We start from the raw sequence: 23,833 nt of genomic DNA, 5'->3' as shown, positions 1-23,833 counted from the left end.
CCCTTTTAAGAAAATCCCTTTTGCTTTTATGAAATATATGTATCGTACTTCGCCTTGTGTTCAATACATTGTGCCGCACGTTCCCGGTCTTCATTTGTCTGGAAACTGATGACCAGAATCCCGAATACATCGACACGTGTTTCTACGATACGTATATTTGTAATACTTATATTATTTTCAGCCAATAAGCCTGTGACTTCTGAAATGACCCCTGGATAATCCGGGATATCGACATAAAGATCGTACGGGATATACAAGGCACCGTTCGCAACCGGTAAACTGTCCCGGACATCACGCGCTTCACTGAAGTAGTTCTCGATCGCTTTCGCATCACCTTCAGCCAATAGATCACGCACACGCTGCATTTCGTTAAGCCAATTATCAAGCTGTCCGACCAATTCCTGCTTATTTTGCATTGTAATATCACGCCACAAAGCAGGATTTGAGGAAGCAATACGTGTAATATCACGGAAACCGCCTGCAGCTAATGAAGAGGTCATTGGATATGTCTGTTTTTCACTATTAAGCTGATGTACTAAAGATGCCGCGATAATATGCGGGAAATGGCTGACAACAGCTGTCATATGGTCATGTACCTTCGCATCGACAACGACCATCTTCCCGAGTGTAAATTTCAGCAGATCATCCAGTGCAGCAAGTTTTTCAAGCTCTTCCCCTTCATGGGGTGTCAGCATATAATAGGCATTTTCCAGTAAATAGGGCTTTGCTGCTGTAATACCGCTTTTATGGGAACCCGCCATTGGATGCCCGCCGATAAATGTAATACCCAGTTGCCGCAGCTCTACTGCTTTTTCCATTATTTTCGCTTTTGTACTGCCTGTATCTGTAATAATGACATTGCGCTTCAATTCCCACGACTTCAGCTGTTCCATAAAGTCGAGTGTCACATTTACAGGTGTACCAAATATTATAACATCCGCTTCTTTTGCAAACTCAGCAGGATTTTTAACAACTTCATGAACGACCTGTAAAGTGTCCGCTAATTGTCGTGTTTGTTCATGAGCATCATAGCCGAACACTTTTGTTTGTGGTGCCTTCTGCAAAGCCATCGCTACAGATCCACCAATTAACCCTAGTCCGATTACGAAGACATTTCGTGTCATGCAAGTACTCCTTGTTCATTTAAGACTTCTTCAAGCAACTGTAAAAATCTCGCATTTTGAGCTTCTGTACCGATTGTCACACGAATATAGCCTTCCAATCCTAATGCTGCGCCGCTTCGGATAATAAATCCGCGCTTCATCATCTCTTCAAATACAACATCACTTGGAGCCTTCACTTCAAACATGACAAAGTTCGTTTGGGATGGGAAATAATTTAAACCGTGCTGCTCGCAAAATTCTACAAACTGCTTTTTGCCAATTTCATTTGCTTCACGGCAGCTGGCAATGTATTCCTGGTCCTGTAGTGCGACTTGCGCAACTTGCTGGCTTAGGATCGTATTGTTGAATGGCGCACGCACAGGGTCAAGCTTCGCAATAACATCTGCTTGGGCAATTCCGTAACCAACGCGGAAAGAAGCCAGTCCATACGCTTTTGAGAATGTACGCAATAAAATTAAATTCGGATAGTCACGGAAATAATGCAATGTATCTTTATAAGAGGCATCGTTTATGTATTCCACATAAGCTTCGTCCAATACAATGAAAACATCCTTAGGCACTTTAGCCAAGAAAGCACTTAATGCTTCATCCGATACGATAGTACCTGTCGGATTGTTAGGATTACATACCCATACAACCGATGTATTTTCATCAATTGCCTCCAGCATTGCTTCTAAATCATGGACACCATTTTTCAATGGTACTTTACGAATTTCTGCCCCTTCAATCTCTGCATTATGCCAGTATTGAGAAAATGATAAATCTGCCATGACTGTGTTCACACCTGGATATAGTAATGCACGGGTAATGATAGCGATTAAATCATCCGAACCATTTCCTAAAATGATTTCATTTTCATCAACACCATAGAAATTCGCCAATGATGTTCGTAAGTTTTGAGCATAACCGTCCGGATATATTGCATGATTGGATTCATCTTTTTGTAAAAATTGTTTTACTTTTGGTGAGCTGCCAAAAGGATTTTCATTTGAAGCGAGCTTTACGACTTCATCCAACCCGAAAAGCTTCTTAACCTCTTCAATTGGTTTTCCCGGTTTGTAAGCTTTCATTCCAAATAACTGTTGTTTCCATTTCATCCTTAACGTCTCCTCTAACTCGCAATTATTTCACTAAATCTGGTCTTAATTTTACCGCATCTTCTAAGTATATATGTTGGATTTTGTCCTGTGGCGTTTCCGTATTCACATGTAATAATACACGAATACATAATGGCAATGCACCAGGCACATCCATTTCATGCATGCACATAATCGGTACATACTGCCACCCCGGCATCGAACGTACCGACTTGGCAGGAAAAGCCGAATGAATATCCGGCGTTGTAGAAATTGTCACAGAGGCAATATCTTCCGGTTCAATATTATTTTGTTTCGCAACTTCTTTCACTAATCTTGCCGTTTCTCCCCATACATATTCGGCTTTATCTTCAGCAATCGTAATTGCACCGCGAATTCCACGAATCATTGCTACACCTCCGCTAATAATGCTCTTAGTTGACGATCAATTTCTCGGCATTGTTCAAGTTCAACCTTTTGGACAAATGGTTGTCCGATCGTTTCAAGCAGCACGAACTGCAGTTGTCCATAGTCGGCTTTTTTATCTTTCAGTAAATATTCAATCAGCTGATCGAATGTAAATTCATGAACAGCTTCAAACGGATAGCCGTTTTCCATTGCAAAATGTAAAAAGCGTTTCGTAAATTGGTGATTAACTTTACCGTATTCTTCGCTCAATAGAAGTGCATAAATAAGGCCAATCATCACAGCTTCACCATGCGCTACACGTCCATAGCCTGCTGCTGCTTCAATTGCATGCCCGTATGTATGCCCTAGATTAAGATACTTTCTGACGGACTGTTCGGTTTCATCCTGCTCGACAATGGTCGCTTTAACTTGAATGCCATGTGCCAAATAATTTGCCAACAGTTCTTCCGGAAGTTCCGTTACATGATCTCCCTCAAGCAGCTCTTCCACCCATTGTGCATCGGAAATCAACGCATGCTTAATTACTTCTGCCATCCCTGAGCGTACTTCTTTTTCGGAAAGACTATGTAAAAATTCGGTATCGAAAATAACGGCTTCCGGCTGGTAAAATGCACCGATCATATTTTTTCCTAGTTCGTGATTGATGGCTGTCTTTCCCCCAACAGCTGAATCATGTGCCAAAATTGTTGTCGGCACTTGGATGAACGGAATGCCCCGCATATATGTTGCAGCAACAAACCCGGCCAAATCGCCGACTGCACCACCGCCAAATGCGATAATAAGCGATTTTCTTGTACACTTTTGCTTAAGTAAATATGTTTGCACATCATTATAATTTTCAAAGGTTTTACATGTTTCCCCTGCCGGCATAACATGTACTTCAAACGTGTACGGGAAATTCCCTTCAAAATAGCTTTGCTGTGCTGCCCAAACATTTTCATCTGTCAATACAATGATTTTATCTGCTTTAGTAAGCAAATCATGCTGTGCTGTCAATGCATCACGTAATATCCCATTCCCAATCGTTACTGCGTACGAGTGCGAAGGAGTGCGAACCGGAATCTCCATATTAATACTCCTTCGTGTACTGACGCATTTCATCCAACTGCGCCTTTAATTGTGGTAATTGGTCACTATGGAACTGCTCAACGATAGCGTTTGCGATTTCCCAGGCAATAACATGTTCTGCAACGATGGATGCTGCAGGTACTGCACAGCTGTCAGAACGCTCCACACTTGCTTTAAAAGGCTCTTTCGTTTCAATGTCAACACTTTGCAACGGCTTATATAATGTTGGGATTGGCTTCATCACGCCTCGTACGACAATCGGCATCCCTGTCGTCATACCGCCTTCCAAACCGCCTAAACGATTTGTTGCGCGTGTATAGCCCTTTTCGTCATCCCATAAAATTTCGTCATGTACTTCCGAACCTTTTTTACGTGCCATTTCAAACCCGATACCAAACTCAACGCCTTTAAATGCATTGATGCTTAACATTGCAGATGCCAGTTTTGCATCCAATTTGCGGTCGTAATGCACATAAGAGCCGATTCCCGCCGGTAAACCTTCTACAATGACTTCTACGACACCGCCGATTGAGTCCCCTGCCTGTTTTGCTTCATCAATGGCTGTCACCATTTTTGCTGAAGCATCAGGATCGATACAGTAACATGGGTCGTTTTCAATGATTGTACGGATTTCGTCTGCGGATTTACCTTCCAGCAAGCTGCTGTCTGCTTTAATCCCTACAATTTCCGTAACATGTGAAACAATGGAAATTCCAAGCTCGTTCAACAATGCTTTTGCGACAGAGCCAACTGCCACACGTACTGTCGTTTCACGTGCACTTGAACGCTCCAGTACGTTACGCAGATCGCGGTGACCGTATTTCATCCCTCCGACCAAGTCCGCATGACCTGGACGTGGACGTGAGATTTGGCGTTTAATTTCAGATGGATCGATATCTTCCGGCAATTCTGCCGCACCCATAATTTTCGTCCAATGCTTCCAGTCATCATTTGTAACGACTAATGCGACTGGTGAGCCTAATGTTTTTCCGTGACGGACTCCCGATACAATTTCCACTGTATCAGTCTCAATCTGCATGCGACGACCACGACCATGACCACCTTGACGACGTTTTAAATCATAATTAATTTTTTCTGCTGTTACCGGAAGTAAAGAAGGTAACCCCTCAATAATTGTTGTTAATTGTGGTCCGTGTGACTCACCTGCTGTTAAATAACGCATTAAACACTTTCTCCCTTCAACTCGCTAAAGTATGTATTTTTCACTATAACATATTTCAAATTAAATAACAGTACTGTTTCCGCCAGCCGATAATCTATTTTAGAATATTCTGAACGTTCCAACTAGAAAACGACACATTTGTCAGCGAAAAGAAACAAAAATACGCTTTTCGCTCTATTATCCGAAAAGCGCATTCATATATAGCTTTTTAAAGTATATCTCAACTAAAGCTTCTACGTTCTACAGAGCATCTATAAATTGTACTATTATTTTTTACGGTAAAAAAATGTATCTTCTACTTCAAAGTCATATTTTGCAGGATTAAATATCTGCTCAGTTGACCCTACAAACAAAATGCCGCCTGGTCGCAATGCTTTACTGAAATTTGCATAGATCTGATCTTTCGCTTCTTCTGTAAAATAGATCATGACATTCCGGCAAACAATCAGATCAAAATTCGACTCATAAGGGTCCTTTAGTAAATTATGTTTTTTAAAATTAACCGTGCGCTTAATTTCATCTTTAACTTTGTAAAACTGGCCTTCTTGAATGAAATACTTTGACTGAACCGGTTTTGGTACTTCTGCAAGTGAGCGTTCCGGGTAAAGACCCAATTTTGCTTTTTGGATAACATTTTCATCCAAATCTGTTGCCAGTATATTTACTTGAGATAAAGGTAAATGATGGGACAATACCATTGCCAAGCTGTATGGCTCTTCTCCGGTCGAACAAGCCGCACTCCATATTTTCGGACGTTTATTAGTTTGGAGCAGTAAAGGGAAAATTTTATTCTGCAAAACTTCCCACCGTTTTCCGTTGCGGTAAAACTCCGAAACGTTAATCGTCATGCGATCTAAAAATTCGTTCATCAGTTCGCGGTCTTTCTCCAATGCACTATAAAAATCTACGAAGTTCCGATATCCCTTTTTCTCATATAATGATGTTAACCGACGTTTCATCTGCGCTTCTTTATATAGAGCTAAATCAATGCCCGTTTTGCGCTTAATGCCATCAATAAATTGGACATAATCTGACATTATTCATCTTTCCCCTCATCTAACGTATGCCTATTATAGCCGAAAACTTCAGAACCCGAAACAGATTTTGTCCATAAACATTAATCAATGTGTCTTTCCAGCAAAAGTTGTTTCGATTGTTCTAGTTCAAGCCTCATCTTTTCCGTCTCGGAATGGTAGCTCTGTAAGCGAATCTGTTCCAGCTCGGCCTCTTTCTCCAACATTTTGATTTGCAGCTTCATACTCGATCGTTTGTGTGCTGTCAGTATTGCGGTTAATGCAATCGTAGCACCCGAACCAAAAATAATGCACAAAATAATAATATCTTCCATACGCTTCATTACGCTCCTCTAATTATTATTTTACTTTGTCAGGTCGGTCTGTTAGTTGTGATTCAAGCAGTAATTGCTTAGTCTGTTCCAATTCAAGCTGCATCTTCGCTGTTTCTTTATCATAAGTTTCGAGTCTTAGTTTTTCCAGCTTGATTTCTTTATCAAGGCGCTTTAGTTCAATATTTTTATTTTTCGTGTAAGTATCTGTCAAAATCCCTACTACAGCGACTATTGTAATCATTACCCAGAACATGGATGTCACCCTTTCTACTAATTTAAATCGATACTTTTTATACGTATGTATTCCAAAAATAGTTTCATTATTCCGATTTATTATACCATTAATAGTCCCGGTTTTTCCTGTTCCATATAAAAAAAGCTACCACTTAAAAGTGATAGCTTTTCTGTATGTTTAATTATTCAGCGATTCCTTCTGGGAACCATAAACCGATTTCACGCTCAGCAGAAGCTAAAGAGTCAGAACCGTGGATTACGTTGTGTGATAAAGTTACAGCGTAGTCACCGCGGATTGTACCAGGAGCTGATTCTTCTGGTTTTGTAGCACCCATCATGATACGAGATAATTGGATAACGTTTTCGCCTTCCCAAACCATACCGAATACTGGGCCTGAAGTGATGAAGTCTACTAATTCACCGAAGAAAGGACGCTCAGCGTGCTCTGCATAGTGTTTTTCAGCTAATTCACGAGTTGGTACCATTAATTTTGCTCCGCGCATTACGAAACCGCGACGCTCAAAACGGTCAACGATATCTCCGATTACTTGACGTTCAACGCCATCTGGTTTAACCATTAAAAATGTTTTTTCGATTGCCATTATAAACACTCCTTAAATTTGAGTAAAAGGTTTTACACCTACCGATAAATATTACCAAAATCCTACTCATACTGCAACAAATATTAGATTTGACCATAAATTGGCTAGATTATTTTAAGACTTTCTCTTCCCCATGAACAGCGCAATGTCACGCAATTTTTTCTTCATTGGGTGCTTAGGTAATGCCTCGACCTCTTTTAAAGCCTTTTTTAAATACAAATTACTAATATGGGTTGCTTCTTTTATTGCTTCCGAATTCCGAACTAGTGCCAGCATACTTTGGCGCTCTTCTTCCGTTAATCCTTCTGATGCCACTTTCGACAAATAAGGGGCAAGCTGCGGATCGTCTTTCATCAACAATATCGGCAATGTAACATTCCCGTTCAGTAAATCACTGCCAGCCGGTTTGCCGAGCTGTTTGTCTGTCGCTGTAAAATCTAATATATCATCTACTATTTGAAAGCTCATTCCTACAAAGTAACCGTAGCGCTTTAAATGCCGAGCTGTTTTTTCATCGGCACCGCTTACGACCGCTCCAAGTTCACAACTTGATTCAATCAGTAAAGCTGTTTTACGTTTAATACGTCGGAAGTAATCTTTCAAACTTTGATCTAAACGAAACTTATCCTCAATTTGAATGACTTCACCATTTACCAGCTCAACCATTGTTTTCGCTAATATTTGATGGGCTCTCGGATTTTCTATGCTTGTAACATATTGTAATGCACGTGCAAATATAAAATTACCTGTGTACATTGCCACACGGTTGTTCCACTGGGCTTTCACCGTTTCCCGGCCACGGCGCATATCCGAATTGTCAATTACATCATCATGCACCAATGAACCCATATGAATAAGCTCCAATGGGACAGCAATGTTTTTCATTCGGTCAATATTATAGTCACCAAACTTGGCACTTAGTAACGTAAATACTGGTCGAATACGTTTCCCGCCGGCTTGTAGTAAATGAACTGAGGCATCATTCAATAAGTGTGAAGATGAATTCAACGCTTGTTCCAATTCGTTTTCGATGACTTCTATATCTGATTTAATATCGGCATATAGCATTTTGATTTTCATCTTTTCCACGCGTCAAAACCTACTCCCACTTTTATTTCTTCTTAAAACCCATGTGCATAGCTGCTGCCCCACCGCTATATGGTTTATATGTGACATTCTCATATCCGGCTTCCCGGAACATTTGCGCTAATTTTTTCATGCCGGGAAAATCATTCGCGGACTTTTGCAGCCATGAATACTCTTTGTAGCTTTTCGCAAAAATCTTTCCGAACAGCGGCATAATATGATTAAAGTAAAAACGGAAAAGCTGGCGATATACCGGAATTTCGGATTGGGAAGTTTCCAGACATACTACCATTCCTCCTGGTTTAACGACCCGATTCATTTCACGCAATACTTGCATATAATCGGGTACATTTCGTAAGCCAAAGCCAATTGTTACATAATCAAATGTATTATCTTCAAATGGTAGTTCCATTGCATTTCCGTGAATCAGTTCGATATTCGGGATATTCTCGGTTTTCTGCTTGCCGACTTTCAGCATATTTTCACTGAAATCAAGCCCTTTTACGTCCCCTTCATCACCGACAGCTTTCGATAGTGCGATTGTCCAATCAGCTGTACCGCAGCATACATCAAGGCATTTGGAACCTTTTTTTACGGCCATACGTTTCATCGTATCTTCACGCCATCCAACATGCATTTGGAAACTAATGACCGAGTTCATTTTATCGTAGCTCTCTGAAATGCTTTCAAACACTTCATGAACATGTTGTTCTTTCGATTTCGCCATTATTATTCAAGACCTTTCTAAATTCACTAAAAAGTGATGTATTGCTCAATGGAATGTTTTAATTCATCCGTTAAATCGATAATCCTCAAGTTTTCTCTCAATTGTCGCTCCATGTCATATAAATGATCCCGAAAGGCTTCAATTATAGAATCCATCATAGTCAAATCCGCTGAAAATGCCTTATTTAAAAAGCTCGGCTCCCCCTTGCTCAATAAATCGAGCTCTTTTTTCAAACGAATATAGGTTAACGTTTGCTGCATCAGCCCTGTATAGGCCGTGAAACCGTATACATCATAATATTGTGCAATCAGTTCACTTTCAATCGTCATTAAACTTTCAATCCACTGTTCAAGTGACCGTTTTTGTTCCTCGTAAATGCGGATCTGATGTTCACAACGCTTTACGATTCCTTCCGATAACTTATGAATCAAAAAAATATTGCCCGTTTGTGCAAGTAACTGATAATACCGACCACTATAATAATCACCGGAAAGGACAAGCAATTGCTGCTCTTTACTCGTTGCTTCCACTTCCTTCACTTTTTCGTGCTCTGTCAGTGAAGCATGCACAATTCCCACTGTGACCGCACTGATCTGATGTTCATCGGTCATAGGAGCGCCATTTAAAAAAGGAAGCTGAATGAAAAACAGCTGTTCTTCCTGTAGAGTCGGTTGTCCAACATTTTGAAGTAATGCTCTATGATGAACATGCTGTAGAATATTAGATTTTAACTTCTGAACCGATTGTGTTATAGATGTTGCATTCATAGAAATTACTCCATTTCAATGTGATAAAGCTTACGTACATTTTAATATTTATATGAGAATTACGAGATGTTACTTTTTACTTTGTACGACACCATGTGCAGAGTGAATTTTAGCTTTCCCCCGGATTTTCATGGCAGATGTATGTTCAGTAAACTGGGCGATCATAACTTCTCCCGCATCCAGTTTTTCTGAATGGTGAAATTTTGTATCTGTCCCGCGTGTTAAACCAATAACATGTACACCATCTTCTTCTGCTTCGATAATAATATACTCTGATTGTCCCATTATACAATCTCCCCACGTGTTAATTTCTTTGTCTATAATACCATAACTGTTATTATTATTTCATTTGGATGAATGTATTCACTTCATTACGCTTTATATCATCCTGTTCATAAATGCCGCGTGCAACAGCTGTCACGGTTTTAGAACCCGGTTTTTTCAATCCGCGCATTGTCATACACATATGTTCCGCTTCCACAACAACATATACTCCTTTAGGATTGAGCATTTCCATAATTGTATCCGCTACAGTTGATGTAATGCGTTCTTGAAGCTGAGGGCGGCGCGCTACTGATTCGAGGCAGCGTCCGAGTTTACTTAAGCCGGCAACTTTTCCGTCTTTAGGTATGTAGGCGATATGGGCTGTTCCGTAAAATGGAACTAAGTGATGTTCACACATTGAATAAAATGGAATATCTTTTACTAAAACTAGTTCCTCATGATCTTCATGGAATACCGTGCTGAAATAATCACGCGGATCTTCCTGTAAGCCGCTGAACATCTCCGCATACATTTTTGAAACACGTTTTGGTGTATCCAGTAATCCTTCACGCGTCACATCTTCCCCAACTGCTTCCAAAATCATTTTTACTGCTTCTTCTATCTTTTTTAAATCGACATTCGACATGAAACAAATTCCTCCTACAAACCAAAACGTTTATTATGTATAAATCTATATCTAATTAATTTTTATTCTATATTAAATTTCCCGCTAACCGATTATAGGTTAGCAAAAAAGGTTAAATGCACTCTTGAATCGTAGCACATAAATCTCATAAGTTCAAAACAGTTATACTATTTTTAGCATAGTCAGGTAAAAACAACTGAAATGAACAAAAGCGTCAAAGTTTCCGTTCAGCTCCGATTGGACAAAACGCCACTTCCTGATAGTGTGAGAAGCTTACGCTTAAGCCTAAGACGTAAAAAAGAGCAGCTCTCAGTTAGACTGAGAGCTGCTCTATGTACCTCGAGAAACTGAATTATTTTACAGCGTCCTTAAGTGCTTTACCTGGCTTGAAAGCAGGTACTTTAGAAGCAGCAATTTCGATTTCCTTACCCGTTTGTGGGTTACGACCTTTACGTGCTGCACGCTCACGAACTTCAAAGTTACCAAAACCGATTAATTGTACTTTGTCACCCTTTGCAAGAGCATCTTGAATTGTATCAAATACAGCTTCAACTGCTTTAGAAGCGTCTTTTTTAGAAAGACCTGCAGCTTCAGCAACAGAGTTTACTAATTCTGTTTTATTCACACCATTCACCTCCTCTCAAAGGGTCATGAATCTAAATCCTGTAAAAAGATTAACATACAGAAAACCGCTACGCAACTGAATTCCTCCATGTTTTGTATATATTTCGTCATTTTTTGAAAAAAAACTAAAATTACAGGACAATTCACCTATAAAAGTGAACGGCCCTGTAATCGTAGGTACTTCCTATTCTGTTAGTATGTTAAATAATAAATGTGATTAAACCTCTTTCACCTTCATTAATTAATCTTTCCAGCATGAGGCGCATTCTGTTTTTCGCATGTGTCGGAACACTCTTCATTTTGAAACGGATACTTTCCGTAAGTACTTCGTGAAGAGGTGTTCCAAATAATTGCGTTTGCCATAATGCCTGGCGGTCAAATTCATAAGCATGCTGCAAGTCTTTCAGCAAGTGCTGACTGTGAAATTCGGATCCGATCAGTGGCGAGAATTCCGCTTCCATATCAATTCGGATAATGTGGTAAGAAGGAGCTTTCGCCTTCATACGCACACCATAGAAATTATTTTGTTCGATCAGCTCCGGCTCGCTCGGATCAAATTCATCCATCGCAGGCAATGTGACACCATATCCGTGTTCCTTCGCCTGTTCAATCGCATCGCGGAATCTACGCTGTGCCGCTTTTGCCTCTGAAGCTTCCTTAATAAAGAGGAGCCACTCTTTCTTTGTATCGATTGGTTTTTCAAGAAACTCGGTACACGTTTCCTTATAGTAATCATTGTGAATGTTGACACGTAATGTTGCAATCCCCTGTCCCGCATCAATATTTTCAACGGTGCAACTTTCGACAAAATCGATTTCGCGAAGCAGTTGACTCGCCGCTTCCACGTCACGGATTTTCATTGAATCATCTTGTAATTGCGCCGTCGCAAATGCCAATGTTTCATTTAAATGGTGAGTATCATCTAAAACATCCAACCATTCCGGTTTTTCCACTTGAATTTCATTTACATTAAACTCGAATAGCGCTTCTTGCAAAATGAGCATGACATCGTTCAACTGCATATGTTGAATAGCTGTCGGAATTACAGGAACATCATATTTCTGTGCAAGAGCATTTTGTAAATGCAATGTTTCAGCTGAATGCGGTGTCGTACTATTGAGTACAATGACAAACGGCTTTCCGATCTCTGTAAGCTGATCGATAATTTGCTGTTCCGCCTTTTCAACTGCTGCTCGCAACATCCCATTTACTGTTCCGTCTGTTGTCACAACAATTCCGATATTGGCATGGTCCCGAATTACTTTATCGGTACCGATTTTTGCAGCCTCCTGAAACGCTATCGCTTCATTATGCCACGGTGTTTGCACAAACTTCGGTCCTGACTCATCCTCATAGCCTTTTGCTCCATCAATCACATAACCTACACAATCTACTAATCTAACACGAAACGGTATTGCACTTTCCCCAAAGGCAACCGTAGTTCCCTGTGCTGGGACAAACTTTGGTTCAGCCGTCATAATAGTAGGCCCAGGTGAGCTTTGAGGAAGTTCATCCATCGCCCGCATACGGTCCTCGGCATTTTCGATATTAGGTAAAATCACGCCTTCCATTACCTTCTTAACAAACGTGGATTTCCCTACCCTAACAGGTCCTACAACGCCGATATAAAGATCACCATTCGTACGTTCTGCCAATTGCTGAAAAATATGCTCGCTAATTGTATTGCCTCCTTTATATACCGTAATCTTCTCCAATTAGAAGTATTCATTATCAAAACACTATATGTACCGAGATTTTTAAATATGAAAAAGGTGTGCAGAAAGATTTAACTTTTTTGCACACCTTGTTTTGTTTAATTTTCTTTTTTCGTCGGATCATACATAATGACAGGCTCATTATTTTCATCTACCGTATATGGCAGTGAGTATGCAGGAACAACCGGGAAGTTTTCCACTAAAATCTCTCGGATATCCTCCCCCGGTTCCGCTGTAATATTGTTGTCTTTCATGTACGTATATAAATCAATCGAATAATCGACATACAAATCCCCTTCAGCAGATACGACAATCGGCAGTTGATTGTTCGAATAAGGACTTTGTACGGTAACATCTTCTTTATAGCCAATATTCTCGAAGTTTACCGTATAAACATGTTCAACTATTTTATCTTTGAATTGCGGATAAGTTGTCCCTTTAAAGCGGATATTAATTTCGCGAATTCGCTCAGGTGTTCGCAAATCGACGAGCTTTACAGTAGGGTTTTCTTCGGGATCCCAAATAATATATTGGAATATACCGCCCTTCTCATAGGAGTTTGCCGGCGGTGAGCCGATATATTTCGGGATAAGCTTTTCAAAATCGATTAAGTATTTAATGAAGATGTCTGTATCCTGGTCACGAGTCTTAATCGGAAGGACTCCCGTATCTTCACGATATTCATTGACCGCACGCTGTACACCTGCAAGCATATCGACATCAGGCCTTAAGCTGGACTGGTCAAAATTTGTCGGTGAGCCACAGCCTGTCAGCACTAAAATGACCAGTGACAAAAGAACAAACCATTTTGATGATTTCATATTATGTATTTCCCCCTATATTAGTTCGGCCATGTAAGTACGACAAGAACCATTAATAATGTGCCGATAAAAAACATGACATATGCTACTAATTTCAATAAAATTGACAAAAACATATTATGTACCCACTTACGGACTGCTGTAATAATGAGAATTGAGATTAATAGTAAACCAATCGAATAAAAAGAAACCCACATAACATCTAATGCATGCATGCTCGCTAATGGGCCACGTGCAGAATTTAAAAGTAAATTTGATAGTGGATTCATGAGCTGCAAAGTAAGTTGCACTATTAAAACCGCCTTTCTATTTATTGTTGTTACCGCTAATAATTATAGCCTTTTCAGGTAAAAAAAAACAGGAGGCATACTAGTATCCCTCCTGTTTTGTGACAAATTATTAAATTAATTGGAAATCATGCAAAATATACTAGTTCAGCTCATCTCATCAATTTCGCTTTTTTTCGTGCGCAGCATTAAGGATTCAACCAATGCTTTCGGTTCCATATGATTAAACAGCACATCATACAATGCTGATGTTATCGGCATCGAAACATCGTATTTTTTTGAGAGCTGGTATGTAGCCTTTGTTGTACGTACACCTTCCACTACCATTCCCATCTCATCCAATACTTGCTCAAGCTTCATTCCTTTGCCGAGCATATTGCCCGCGCGCCAGTTTCGGGAATGGACACTTGTACATGTAACGATCAAGTCACCCATACCTGTCAGACCGGCAAACGTAAACGGGTTGCCGCCCATTTTTACACCGAGACGCGTAATTTCGGCTAAACCGCGTGTAATTAAGGCCGCTTTCGCGTTATCGCCAAAGTTCAGACCATCCGTCAGCCCTGCAGCAAGCGCAATGACATTTTTCAGCGCACCGCCAATTTCCACGCCTATTACATCATCATTTGTGTAGACACGCAAATATTGATTCATAAATAGATCCTGCACTTTTTCTGCAGCCTCTAAATTTTCACAAGCAGCCGTTACAGTTGTCGGATGTTTTAAAACAACTTCCTCTGCGTGGGAAGGACCTGATAACACAACGATATCACTTACCGCATTGTCAGCAAGGCTTTCCTTCATCAGTTCGGAAATACGCAATAATGTATCCGGTTCAATTCCTTTCGAAACATGGACAAATAACGCTTTCTCCGTTATATAGTCCGAAATTTTGCCGCAAACTTCCCGGATTCCTTTTGTCGGTACTGCCATCACAATAGTAGAACCATGTTTTGCAGCCTCTTCCAGATTTGAAGTCGCCTTTAAATTACTCGGCAAAACCGTATTCGGCAAATATTTTTTATTTGTGTGCTGTTCATTAATTTCAGCTGCCTGATCTTCGCGATGCGACCAAACGAGCGTATTATGACCGTTTTCCGCTAAAACGATGGCCAGTGCCGTTCCCCAGGAACCTGCTCCTAAAACTACTACATTTTCCATTAAAAAACCCCCAATTCCACTTAAAGTCTGTTGAAAATTAATCCTTCAAGTCAAACCCTATTATGAACAAAAACGCTAGTTCATTTGCATAAACTAGCGCCCTTTTTATTGAATTTTAGTCACGAGCACGTGTAATGAGGCGTATTGGAGTTCCTTCAAAATCGAAAGTCTCACGAATACGGTTTTCTAAGAAGCGCTCGTATGAGAAGTGCATCATTTCCGGTTCATTTACGAATACAACGAATGTCGGTGGTTTAATCGCCACTTGTGTTGCATAGTAAATACGTAAACGACGACCTTTATCTGTTGGTGCAGGATTACGTGCAATCGAATCTTCAATTACTTCATTTAAAATTGATGATTGAATACGCATCGCATGGTTTTCACTAACACGCTTGATAATCGGTAAAATATTGTGGACACGCTGTTTCGTTTTTGCCGAAACGAAAACGATCGGTGCATAATCTAAAAACAGGAAGTGTTCACGAATTTGCTCTGTAAAGATATTCATCGTTTTCTCGTCTTTTTCAATTGCATCCCATTTGTTTACAACGATAATGATTGCTTTGCCGGCTTCATGTGCATAGCCTGCAATTTTTTTGTCCTGTTCCTGAATACCTTCATCCGCATTCAGAACGACTAAAACAACGTCTGAGCGTTCAATCGCGCGCAATGCACGGAGTACCGAATACTTTTCTGTTGATTCGTATACTTTCCCTTTTTTACGCATGCCCGCTGTATCGATAATAACGTAATCTTGTCCATCATATGAGTACGGAGAATCGATTGCATCACGAGTTGTTCCTTGGATTTCACTTACAATAACTCGGTCCTGACCTAAAAAGGCATTCACAAGTGATGATTTCCCTACGTTCGGGCGTCCGATTAACGAGAATTTAATCGTATCATCATCATATTGTTCTTCATCCGGGTTCGGGAAGTGTTTCGCACACTCATCCAATAAATCCCCTAAGCCTAAACCATGTGAACCTGAAATCGGCCAAGGCTCACCGAAGCCCAATGAATAGAAGTCATAAATCATATGACGCATGTCCGGGTTATCAATTTTGTTTATTGCAAGTACTACCGGTTTTTTTGTTTTATATAAAATTTTTGCTACTTGCTCATCTGCAGCCGTAACACCTTCACGTCCATTAGTCATGAAAATAATAACGTCCGCCTCATCAATTGCGATTTCCGCTTGCTGACGGATCTGTTCTAAAAATGGCTCGTCCCCAATTTCAATACCACCAGTGTCGATAATATTAAATTCATGTGCTAGCCAATCAGCCGAACTATAAATACGGTCCCGTGTTACACCTGGAATATCTTCCACGATCGATACACGTTCTCCAACAATTCGGTTAAAAATTGTCGATTTACCTACGTTCGGACGTCCTACGATGGCGATTACTGGTTTTGTCATCTGTACTTCATCCTTCCAAACTCTTGTCTTTCCGTATTATACACGAATTTGACTATTATATCATTTTTTCATAACATTCAAAATCGATTTCGATTTATCGTCAAACTTTTCGGAGGCTATAATTTTCTAAAAAAGTGGGAAATTATCTAATATAACGTGACTAGTTCTAATAAGTAGGCGGTCTTCTAATATATTTCCCAAAAGTTCTAAAATGAATGCCATATGTTCAAATATTGCATGCAATTCTTCTAAAATCCCACTCGCTTTTTCTAATAAACTATAAATTTGTTCTAATAATTTCATGCTATGAGCTTCCCAAAAAGCAAAAAACCGCCCACATAAGCATCCTTATATGGGCGGTTTTCGTAATATTATTTTTTGAATCCTTTTAGCTGATCACCGATAACATCGCTGAAAGAGAAACCTTTATTTTCTTCAGGCAGTTCGTAATCGTAGTCCTCGTCGCTCGCAGAATCTTCCTGCAATGCTTTAATGCTTAGTGCAAGGCGTTTTTCTGCTTCATTTACCTCAAGTACTTTTACTTCCACCTCTTGTCCGTCTTTTAAGACTTCATGCGGTGTTGTAATATGCTTGTGGGAAATTTGAGAAATATGGACAAGACCTTCAACACCAGGGAATACTTCCACAAAAGCACCGAATGTAACAAGACGTTTTACAGTACCTGTTAAGATTGCGCCTTTAGAAGCTTTCTCTTCAATGTCTGTCCATGGACCAGGCAAAGTATCTTTGATCGATAATGAAACACGCTCATTTGGAATATCGACTGAAAGCACTTTTACAGTTACAGATTGTCCTTCCTGTAATACCGTAGAAATATCTTCAACATGTTCATGTGCCACTTGTGAAATGTGGACTAATCCATCAATGCCGCCCAAATCAATGAACGCACCGAATTTCGCCAAGCGCTGAACTGTACCTTCCAGCATATCCCCTTGATGGATATTTTGAATCACTTGTTGCTTTTTCGACGCTTTCTCTTCATCTAATACTGCACGATGAGATAAAATAAGTCGGCCTTTTTCTTTATCTAACTCTGTAATTTTTAAACGTAAAGTTTTGCCTTTGTAATCCTCAAAATCTTCGACAAAATAATCTTCAACGAGTGAAGCCGGAACGAAACCGCGCACGCCTAGATCGACGACAAGTCCGCCTTTCACAACATCTTTTACTTCTGCTTCGAATACTTCACCAGATTCGAATTTCGCTTTTAATTCATCCCACGCGTGCAGAGCATCTACTTTGCGTTTCGATAATACAAAATTCTCTTCTTCAACTTTCGTAATCATAAGCTCTAGCTGATCGCCAACTGAAACTATATCAGAAGCTTTTTCAATGTGTAAGCTTGAAAGTTCGCTAATAGGTATAATCCCGTCGAAAGGTGCCCCCTCGATCGAAACCGTTACTGACTTTTCTTCAACCTGTTCAGCAACACCTTTCACAATATCTCCTTCTTGAAATTTTTGGTTTGACCCTAAATTCATTTCCTCAGACATATGTAGCCCTCCTTCGCGTATTCCACTTTTATTTTATTCGATAAGTTCTACAAAAACAAAAAATAACCCTTTATTTTCAGAAATTTCGTACGTTAGCTTCATTTTTTAATAGTGTTTACTGCATTTTTTGCTGCGCTAATTTCAAAATTTCCTGCGCCGCTTCATCAATTGATAAATGCGTCGTATCTAAAAATAAAGCATCTTCTGCTTGGATGAGCGGTGAAGCTTCACGTTCACTATCAAGCTTGTCCCGCAATGCAATTTCCTTCTGTAATGATTCAATTGTAGAAGGAATACCGCGGCGTTCATTATCCAGGAAGCGTCGATGTGCACGTTCTTCAACTGTTGCAGACATGAAGATTTTAAGCTCAGCATCTTTTAAAACATGTGTTGCGATATCACGCCCGTCCATGACAACCCCGCCGTCCGCAGCCAGCTTTTGCTGCATCGCTACAAGAATTTCACGAATATTGGCATGTGCCGCAACTTCTGATACATTTGCCGTAACTTCATTTGAACGTATAGCCTGTGACACATCTTGTCCATCCACAAAAACGAGTTGGCCCTGCTCCGACGGTTTTAATGTAATCGCCGTTTGCTGCAGCATTTTTTCAATCGCTTCTGCGTCATGTAATTGTATGTTTTCTTTCATCGCTTTATACGTCACTGCCCGATACATTGCACCTGTGTCGATATATGTAAATCGAAGTGCTTCGGCTACAATTTTTGCAATGGTACTTTTTCCTGCACCTGCAGGACCATCAATTGCAATTTGAATTTTTTTCATCATAATTAACTCCCTACTTTCCGTTGCTATTGTATCATAACGGAAAAAAATTTTACCTTCTTTACGCTATATTTTTTTTAAAAAAACTGCCCGTCCATAACATTCGTTTCAGTTATTTAAAAAGGTCTAAAAAGTAAAATACTTTTTAGACCTTTGCTTATAATTCATTCATTTCTTTTTTGCGGATCATTACTTGTCGTTCGAAGCAGAATCGGACAATCTGCTGTTTATCATAATCATCCGTATCCGTGAAATTCAATGCTGCCATTTTCATGTCATTGCGTTCGAACATGTTCACGACTCTCGCATCTGTTTCGACATAGCGGATTTCGCCATTTACAAATGGCAGGACAACAAATGCCTTAACTGAATCCCCTTCAGTAAAATTGACCGGTGACTTAATATGAACCAATGTTCCCCCGGCGCTTATGTCTTCGGCCGCAAACTGAAATTTCTGTTCGTCATGTTCTACGGCAATATCTACTGGTGTTTCTACACGAACATATTCGCGGCGCTGAATTTTAATAAACTCTTCAGGTGGTGGACACGCAAGCAGTATCATTTGAACATTGCCGCCTTTACGTCCTAAAACTTCTGTATTAAAGCAGTAACTTTCCTTTTTTTCCGTACTGAAAGTTGCACGGAATTGTGCGCCATCTATTAAAAAAGCGATTTTTTTAGTTGCCGTATTAATTGGATAGTCGATAAAAATCATATTGTCCTGCCGATCAACTACACGACATTTAAATTTTTCGACCCTTTCCGTATAGGTTGGCTCCAGCGTTAGTTTTGTTCCAATTTTTAGTTCCATTTGCCTCTCCCCATAAGAAATTATTGATACTTTATTATCTCACGGGAATGTAAATATAGCTATATTTTTACAATTATTTTTACTGGACCTAGCACCTTCTACATACTGCTAAAACACTTTTTCGTTTTTGATCACTTCATGTGTTTCCGTATCGATTACTATGCGATACGTATCCTGTGTCTTATTGTCGAGCCTTGCAATAACTTCATAACATTTACGCAGCTCCAGATTTCCATTGCCAGTATAAATCTTTTGCACTTGTTCGACACCTACATGGTCCGCAAAAAACTTATCCCAGTCGATCGGCACCTCACCTTGCTCTTTTATTTTTTCTTCCTGAATATATTCCATTGCGTTGACACCTAAAATTTCCGCGTTATCCTTCGCAATTTTTACTTGAATACTATCCGGATAAATTAAAGCTTCATCATCGCCATACACTCTCGTAAATACGAGATGCCATGCTTCATGATTTTCCCGTGTTTCGGAAAGTTTCACATCAGTGTAGCCTACTTTATTCATAAAGCTTTTTGCGGTATTCAAAATTTCTTCATGTGAGAGTGCATCCTTTTTCACCGGACGTTCAAGCAGGAATGACAGAAGATGGCCGCCATTTTCTGTTATGTCGGCATAGCCGATTTTCGAACCATGGATAAATTGAATATGATAGAACGGGTATGGTGCATTATCACTGCTTTTTGTCACGGTTACGATGGAATCATCGATATTCGGGAAAAACTTTTTAAAATTTTTAATGGCTTCGCTCTTCGTTATTTTTTTATCTTTTAAATGCTGTAACTCCCGCTTTTTCTCATAATCCGATTCACTTGCAGTTAATGGAAAATCGGTTTCATTATATGTTTTTAATTGTTTTGACACGTTCATAAACGGTGAATCTTTAAGGTCGGTTGTATGATTCGTTGACCATTTTTTTAAATCGCCGTCATTTTCATAAAAAGCGACAGTCGCGATATTCCATTCTTCTGCAAACGCATGTAAATTGGAAGCAACCGTACTCATTTTACCGCGCCAGTTTTCATAGTCCCCCGTTGCGGCCGCTTGTTTTGCGTTATCACCGATCTTCCCTAAATAACGCATCCATTCATTTTGTACTTCTGCCTGAATCGGTAAATTGGCGACCGTTTTTCTTAAATCACTGCTCAACCGCCAGATGGAATCCAATTCATTATTTAAAGCTTTTTCGTCCTGAAAGAGTAAAGATTGTTCCACCGCTGTATGCAATGTCGACAATTTTTCAGTCGCTGCCGAAAGGTCCCTCGATTGGGTAGCATAAACAGCTCGCTCCAAATCCTTATTTTGTGTAAATAGATCAAAGGAAACAAAGGCTAATATGACAACAAATAAACCTAATAAATATGCAAATTTTTTCATGTTTTACCCCCGCCTATAAGCAGAAAATATGCTCACCAATTTGTTTGATTTGAGGTCTAGACCAAATCCAATTACTTGTCGCTGTTACAGGATTAAAATAATACAGAGCATTCTCGGATGGGTCCCAGCCGTTTATCGCATCCAACACAGCCTGTTTGGCACGTTCATTTGGAGTAAGCCAAATCTGGCCGTCCGCAACAGCTGTGAAAGCTAATGGCTGGAAAATAATTTCCGAAATCGTATCCGGAAATTCCGGAGACTCCAGACGGTTCAAAATTACGGCTGCAACAGCAACTTGTCCTTCATACGGCTCGCCTCGCGCTTCTCCGTATACGGCATTCGCTAAAATTTGAAGATCCTGCTCTGTGTAGCCTGGTGGAAGCTGCATGGAGGTTGTACTATTTGAGCTTTTTCCGCCATTTCCACCTTTTTTCACCTGATTTTCCAAAGCGACACCGCCATAATACGTGAAGCTGTTCCCAGCATTAATCTGTTTATGAACCCACGCTTTGTCGAAATCCGAATTATTCTCGAGTTTTTCCTTCGTAGAACGTCCGGCAATCCCGTCTACAGGAAGCCCGTATTGCTCCTGGAAATTACGAAGTGCCCAATAGGTTCCGTAACCAAATTTCCCGTCAATTTTCCCATGATAGAAACTTAAATATTGAAGTCGTGCCTGTAACTCAATTACATCGTCACCAAATGCACCTCGTTGCACATCTTGACCTGAAAATGCAAATGTATGACTTACAAAACTACTTGATATAATGATTACGAACAAGACGATTTTTTTCATTGACATTTCCACTCCTTTTTCAGTAGGATGTAGAAATTTGAAAAGTTTATACATTCGAAAGCTGCTTTTTTCAATTTATAGAGAGGTTTTTCGTCACTTATTTTGAGTTTGCAAATCCGTTTTTTACATAGAAAAAGGTTTGCTACAAATATTTTTGTAGCAAACCTTTTAGAAATGGTTACTGCGGGATAAGTGTTCAATTAGATGTTCATGTGCCTGCTTGACTTTGCGTAATGCAAACGTCCATAAAAATAACATGAACGGCAGCATTGCATACAAAAAGTATTCTTCTAACATTAAAATTGAATTATACATAATATGAAGACCTACTGGGGCAAAGAGGGCAAGCGCAATGTACCTCTTCTGTATTTCGTCACTTGAAAATTTTCCTTTTCCGTAATAGTAACCCATCACTACACCGAACAATGCATGACTCGATACCGGCAATAACGCCCGCATAAATGCCTGATCAATCCCAAAAGATAATAAATAGAGGACGTTTTCCACAGTAGCAAATCCTAATGAAACAGCGGCACCGTACAAAATACCGTCATACGGATCGTCAAACTCGATATGGCGTAAAATTACGGCTAAAATAATGAGCCATTTTACGAATTCTTCTATCGAACTGGTGAATATTGCATTGATAAAATAAGGATTCGAAAATGTCTGTTCTTCTTTAATGACAAATTGTATAAATAAAACAGGGAAGGTTATAACCCCGCCATATATGAAAGAATGCATTAATGTACGCCGTGGCTCGGTATCCATCTCATTGCGTAAATAAAAGTAGCTTAAAAGGGCTAAACCCGGCGCAATCGCTGCTGATAATAGTATAAACATCATGCCGGCTCCTCTCGTTTCTCGACTCATAAATAGTATAGCACTATTTTTTTCTAAGCAGTGTAGCATACCCAATATTTGTCTAGAAAATATAAAAACTCGGCTATTTCCATGCCGAGTTCCTATCATTAATGCATAAAAGTATCAAAATCCGTATTGCCGTTCGCAATCATCAACAGGAGCTTCATACGGGCTTTCTTCGGATCAAAGTCCCCGCCCATAATAACGCCGGCATCTTTCAAGTAATTCGCACTGCTGTAATAATCATATGTCGGGAATACTCGTCCTTCTTCAGTCGATGTCGTTAACACAACTTTCGTTCCTTTTTGACAAAGTTTTTCTATTGCGCCCATCATTTTCGGTGCAACTTGACCTCGACCTGCTCCGACCAGCACAATACCTTCAACATCTGCTTCGTAGAGGGCATCCAATATAATGGAACTTGCACCTAAATAAGCAAATACAATTTCAACAGCAGGGTAGCTTTCTTTTATATCATATACTTCTTTATGTGTTGGCTTCTGGTAAATGATGACCTCGTCGTTATCGATAAATCCAAGCATCCCATAGCCGATCGATCCAAAGCCGTTAATGCTTGAGGAATGCATTTTTTTCACGTATTTGGAATGGATGATTTTTTCATTAAAGACAACGCACACCCCGATATTTTTCGCCTCTTCATTCGAAGCAACCAATAAGGAATTCCGGAGATTTGAATAGACATCTGTACCAATATCGCCTGGTGATTTTTGCGAACCCGTTACAATAACCGGGCGTTCATCATGAATTGTCAGCTCTAAAAAGTAGGCCGTCTCCTCTAAACTGTCCGTACCATGTGTAATGACAATCCCGCTCACCGTTTGATCTTCAAATACATTTTTGACCGTTTGATTCAGTAGATTTAAATTTTCGAATGTCATATGCATCGATGGAATCTGGTATAAATCAATCAGTTCAATATCCATCTCATTTTCAAGCTGGCACATCGATAAAATGGCTTGACCATCCAGCTTGCCGGACTCCAGTTTATTTTTCTTGTTGCGTGTACTTGCAATCGTTCCACCTGTTGTAATCAGCACTACTTTTTTCTTCATAACATTCA

General features: G+C 39.8%; 28 protein-coding genes. All 28 read right to left on the bottom strand.

The genetic code is table 11. From position 1 onward, the window contains the following. Positions 1 to 26 precede the first annotated feature (26 nt). The 28 genes from MKY27_RS06135 to MKY27_RS06000 all read right to left on the bottom strand — a co-directional run bounded on the left by MKY27_RS06135 (position 27) and on the right by MKY27_RS06000 (position 23,825). Positions 27 to 1,124, bottom strand: coding sequence for a prephenate dehydrogenase (locus tag MKY27_RS06135; protein ID WP_339175875.1), 1,098 nt, complete (start codon positions 1,122 to 1,124; stop codon positions 27 to 29). Further along, positions 1,121 to 2,221, bottom strand: a complete 1,101-nt coding sequence (gene hisC, locus MKY27_RS06130) for a histidinol-phosphate transaminase (protein WP_339198605.1) — start codon at positions 2,219 to 2,221, stop codon at positions 1,121 to 1,123. Before hisC ends, MKY27_RS06135 begins: the two co-directional genes overlap by 4 nt. A 25-nt stretch (positions 2,222 to 2,246) precedes the next feature. Further along, positions 2,247 to 2,609 carry a chorismate mutase gene (gene aroH / locus MKY27_RS06125; protein WP_339175872.1) on the bottom strand — a complete coding sequence of 121 codons (363 nt, stop codon included), beginning with the start codon at positions 2,607 to 2,609 and terminating at the stop codon, positions 2,247 to 2,249. A gap of 2 nt (positions 2,610 to 2,611) precedes the next feature. Then, positions 2,612 to 3,697 (bottom strand): 3-dehydroquinate synthase, encoded by a 1,086-nt coding sequence (gene aroB, locus MKY27_RS06120; protein ID WP_339198602.1) that lies wholly within the window; start codon positions 3,695 to 3,697, stop codon positions 2,612 to 2,614. Position 3,698: 1 nt separating this feature from the next. Next, entirely contained in the window at positions 3,699 to 4,880 is a 1,182-nt protein-coding gene (gene aroC, locus MKY27_RS06115) for a chorismate synthase (RefSeq protein WP_339198599.1), read from the bottom strand. Between the two features lie 266 nt (positions 4,881 to 5,146). Beyond that, positions 5,147 to 5,917: a protein-glutamate O-methyltransferase CheR gene (locus MKY27_RS06110; RefSeq protein WP_339175868.1), complete on the bottom strand. Its 771-nt coding sequence runs from the start codon at positions 5,915 to 5,917 to the stop codon at positions 5,147 to 5,149. Between the two features lie 80 nt (positions 5,918 to 5,997). Next, a complete protein-coding gene (locus MKY27_RS06105) occupies positions 5,998 to 6,237 on the bottom strand; it encodes a hypothetical protein (protein WP_339198596.1) in 240 nt (79 codons plus the stop codon). Between the two features lie 16 nt (positions 6,238 to 6,253). Beyond that, complete coding sequence (locus MKY27_RS06100) at positions 6,254 to 6,481, bottom strand: hypothetical protein (RefSeq protein WP_339175866.1); 228 nt, start codon at positions 6,479 to 6,481, stop codon at positions 6,254 to 6,256. Positions 6,482 to 6,644: 163 nt separating this feature from the next. Further along, positions 6,645 to 7,064: a nucleoside-diphosphate kinase gene (ndk, locus tag MKY27_RS06095; protein ID WP_339175864.1), complete on the bottom strand. Its 420-nt coding sequence runs from the start codon at positions 7,062 to 7,064 to the stop codon at positions 6,645 to 6,647. Positions 7,065 to 7,178: 114 nt separating this feature from the next. After that, complete coding sequence (gene hepT, locus MKY27_RS06090) at positions 7,179 to 8,153, bottom strand: heptaprenyl diphosphate synthase component II (protein ID WP_339175863.1); 975 nt, start codon at positions 8,151 to 8,153, stop codon at positions 7,179 to 7,181. A 22-nt stretch (positions 8,154 to 8,175) separates the two neighbouring features. Then, entirely contained in the window at positions 8,176 to 8,877 is a 702-nt protein-coding gene (locus MKY27_RS06085; RefSeq protein WP_339175862.1) for a demethylmenaquinone methyltransferase, read from the bottom strand. Between the two features lie 26 nt (positions 8,878 to 8,903). After that, positions 8,904 to 9,644 carry a heptaprenyl diphosphate synthase component 1 gene (locus MKY27_RS06080; RefSeq protein ID WP_339198593.1) on the bottom strand — a complete coding sequence of 247 codons (741 nt, stop codon included), beginning with the start codon at positions 9,642 to 9,644 and terminating at the stop codon, positions 8,904 to 8,906. A gap of 69 nt (positions 9,645 to 9,713) precedes the next feature. Continuing rightward, complete coding sequence (mtrB, locus tag MKY27_RS06075) at positions 9,714 to 9,929, bottom strand: trp RNA-binding attenuation protein MtrB (RefSeq protein ID WP_339175858.1); 216 nt, start codon at positions 9,927 to 9,929, stop codon at positions 9,714 to 9,716. A gap of 55 nt (positions 9,930 to 9,984) precedes the next feature. Beyond that, positions 9,985 to 10,554 carry a GTP cyclohydrolase I FolE gene (folE, locus tag MKY27_RS06070; RefSeq protein ID WP_339175857.1) on the bottom strand — a complete coding sequence of 190 codons (570 nt, stop codon included), beginning with the start codon at positions 10,552 to 10,554 and terminating at the stop codon, positions 9,985 to 9,987. Between the two features lie 352 nt (positions 10,555 to 10,906). Next, positions 10,907 to 11,179 (bottom strand): HU family DNA-binding protein, encoded by a 273-nt coding sequence (locus MKY27_RS06065; RefSeq protein WP_004232618.1) that lies wholly within the window; start codon positions 11,177 to 11,179, stop codon positions 10,907 to 10,909. A gap of 199 nt (positions 11,180 to 11,378) precedes the next feature. Continuing rightward, complete coding sequence (gene spoIVA / locus MKY27_RS06060; protein WP_339198590.1) at positions 11,379 to 12,893, bottom strand: stage IV sporulation protein A; 1,515 nt, start codon at positions 12,891 to 12,893, stop codon at positions 11,379 to 11,381. Positions 12,894 to 12,991: 98 nt separating this feature from the next. Beyond that, positions 12,992 to 13,714 (bottom strand): hypothetical protein, encoded by a 723-nt coding sequence (locus tag MKY27_RS06055; RefSeq protein ID WP_339175855.1) that lies wholly within the window; start codon positions 13,712 to 13,714, stop codon positions 12,992 to 12,994. Positions 13,715 to 13,734: 20 nt separating this feature from the next. Then, positions 13,735 to 14,004, bottom strand: a complete 270-nt coding sequence (locus MKY27_RS06050; protein WP_339175853.1) for a DUF2768 domain-containing protein — start codon at positions 14,002 to 14,004, stop codon at positions 13,735 to 13,737. A gap of 144 nt (positions 14,005 to 14,148) precedes the next feature. Continuing rightward, positions 14,149 to 15,162, bottom strand: coding sequence for an NAD(P)H-dependent glycerol-3-phosphate dehydrogenase (locus MKY27_RS06045; protein WP_339175852.1), 1,014 nt, complete (start codon positions 15,160 to 15,162; stop codon positions 14,149 to 14,151). 115 nt (positions 15,163 to 15,277) lie between these two features. Next, entirely contained in the window at positions 15,278 to 16,588 is a 1,311-nt protein-coding gene (der, locus tag MKY27_RS06040; RefSeq protein ID WP_339175850.1) for a ribosome biogenesis GTPase Der, read from the bottom strand. Between the two features lie 126 nt (positions 16,589 to 16,714). Further along, on the bottom strand, positions 16,715 to 16,891 hold the full coding sequence (locus MKY27_RS06035) for a hypothetical protein (RefSeq protein ID WP_339175849.1): 177 nt from the start codon (positions 16,889 to 16,891) through the stop codon (positions 16,715 to 16,717). Between the two features lie 68 nt (positions 16,892 to 16,959). Continuing rightward, positions 16,960 to 18,102 carry a 30S ribosomal protein S1 gene (gene rpsA, locus MKY27_RS06030; RefSeq protein ID WP_339198587.1) on the bottom strand — a complete coding sequence of 381 codons (1,143 nt, stop codon included), beginning with the start codon at positions 18,100 to 18,102 and terminating at the stop codon, positions 16,960 to 16,962. A 115-nt stretch (positions 18,103 to 18,217) separates the two neighbouring features. Beyond that, the gene (cmk, locus tag MKY27_RS06025; protein ID WP_339198583.1) at positions 18,218 to 18,892 is read right to left on the bottom strand and encodes a (d)CMP kinase; all 675 of its coding nucleotides are present in this window, start codon (positions 18,890 to 18,892) and stop codon (positions 18,218 to 18,220) included. Positions 18,893 to 19,046: 154 nt separating this feature from the next. Next, a complete protein-coding gene (locus tag MKY27_RS06020) occupies positions 19,047 to 19,700 on the bottom strand; it encodes a flagellar brake domain-containing protein (protein ID WP_339198579.1) in 654 nt (217 codons plus the stop codon). Positions 19,701 to 19,808: 108 nt separating this feature from the next. Then, complete coding sequence (locus MKY27_RS06015; protein WP_339198577.1) at positions 19,809 to 21,092, bottom strand: PepSY1/2 domain-containing protein; 1,284 nt, start codon at positions 21,090 to 21,092, stop codon at positions 19,809 to 19,811. Positions 21,093 to 21,105: 13 nt separating this feature from the next. Next, entirely contained in the window at positions 21,106 to 21,888 is a 783-nt protein-coding gene (sleB, locus tag MKY27_RS06010; protein ID WP_339175843.1) for a spore cortex-lytic enzyme, read from the bottom strand. A 168-nt stretch (positions 21,889 to 22,056) separates the two neighbouring features. Beyond that, complete coding sequence (gene prsW, locus MKY27_RS06005; protein ID WP_339176579.1) at positions 22,057 to 22,731, bottom strand: glutamic-type intramembrane protease PrsW; 675 nt, start codon at positions 22,729 to 22,731, stop codon at positions 22,057 to 22,059. Between the two features lie 128 nt (positions 22,732 to 22,859). Beyond that, entirely contained in the window at positions 22,860 to 23,825 is a 966-nt protein-coding gene (locus MKY27_RS06000) for an asparaginase (protein ID WP_339198574.1), read from the bottom strand. Between the last annotated feature and the right edge of the window lie 8 nt (positions 23,826 to 23,833).

This window comes from Solibacillus sp. FSL R5-0449, assembly GCF_037975215.1.
GTDB lineage: Bacteria > Bacillota > Bacilli > Bacillales_A > Planococcaceae > Solibacillus.
This window is presented reverse-complemented; position numbering and strand designations above follow the sequence as displayed.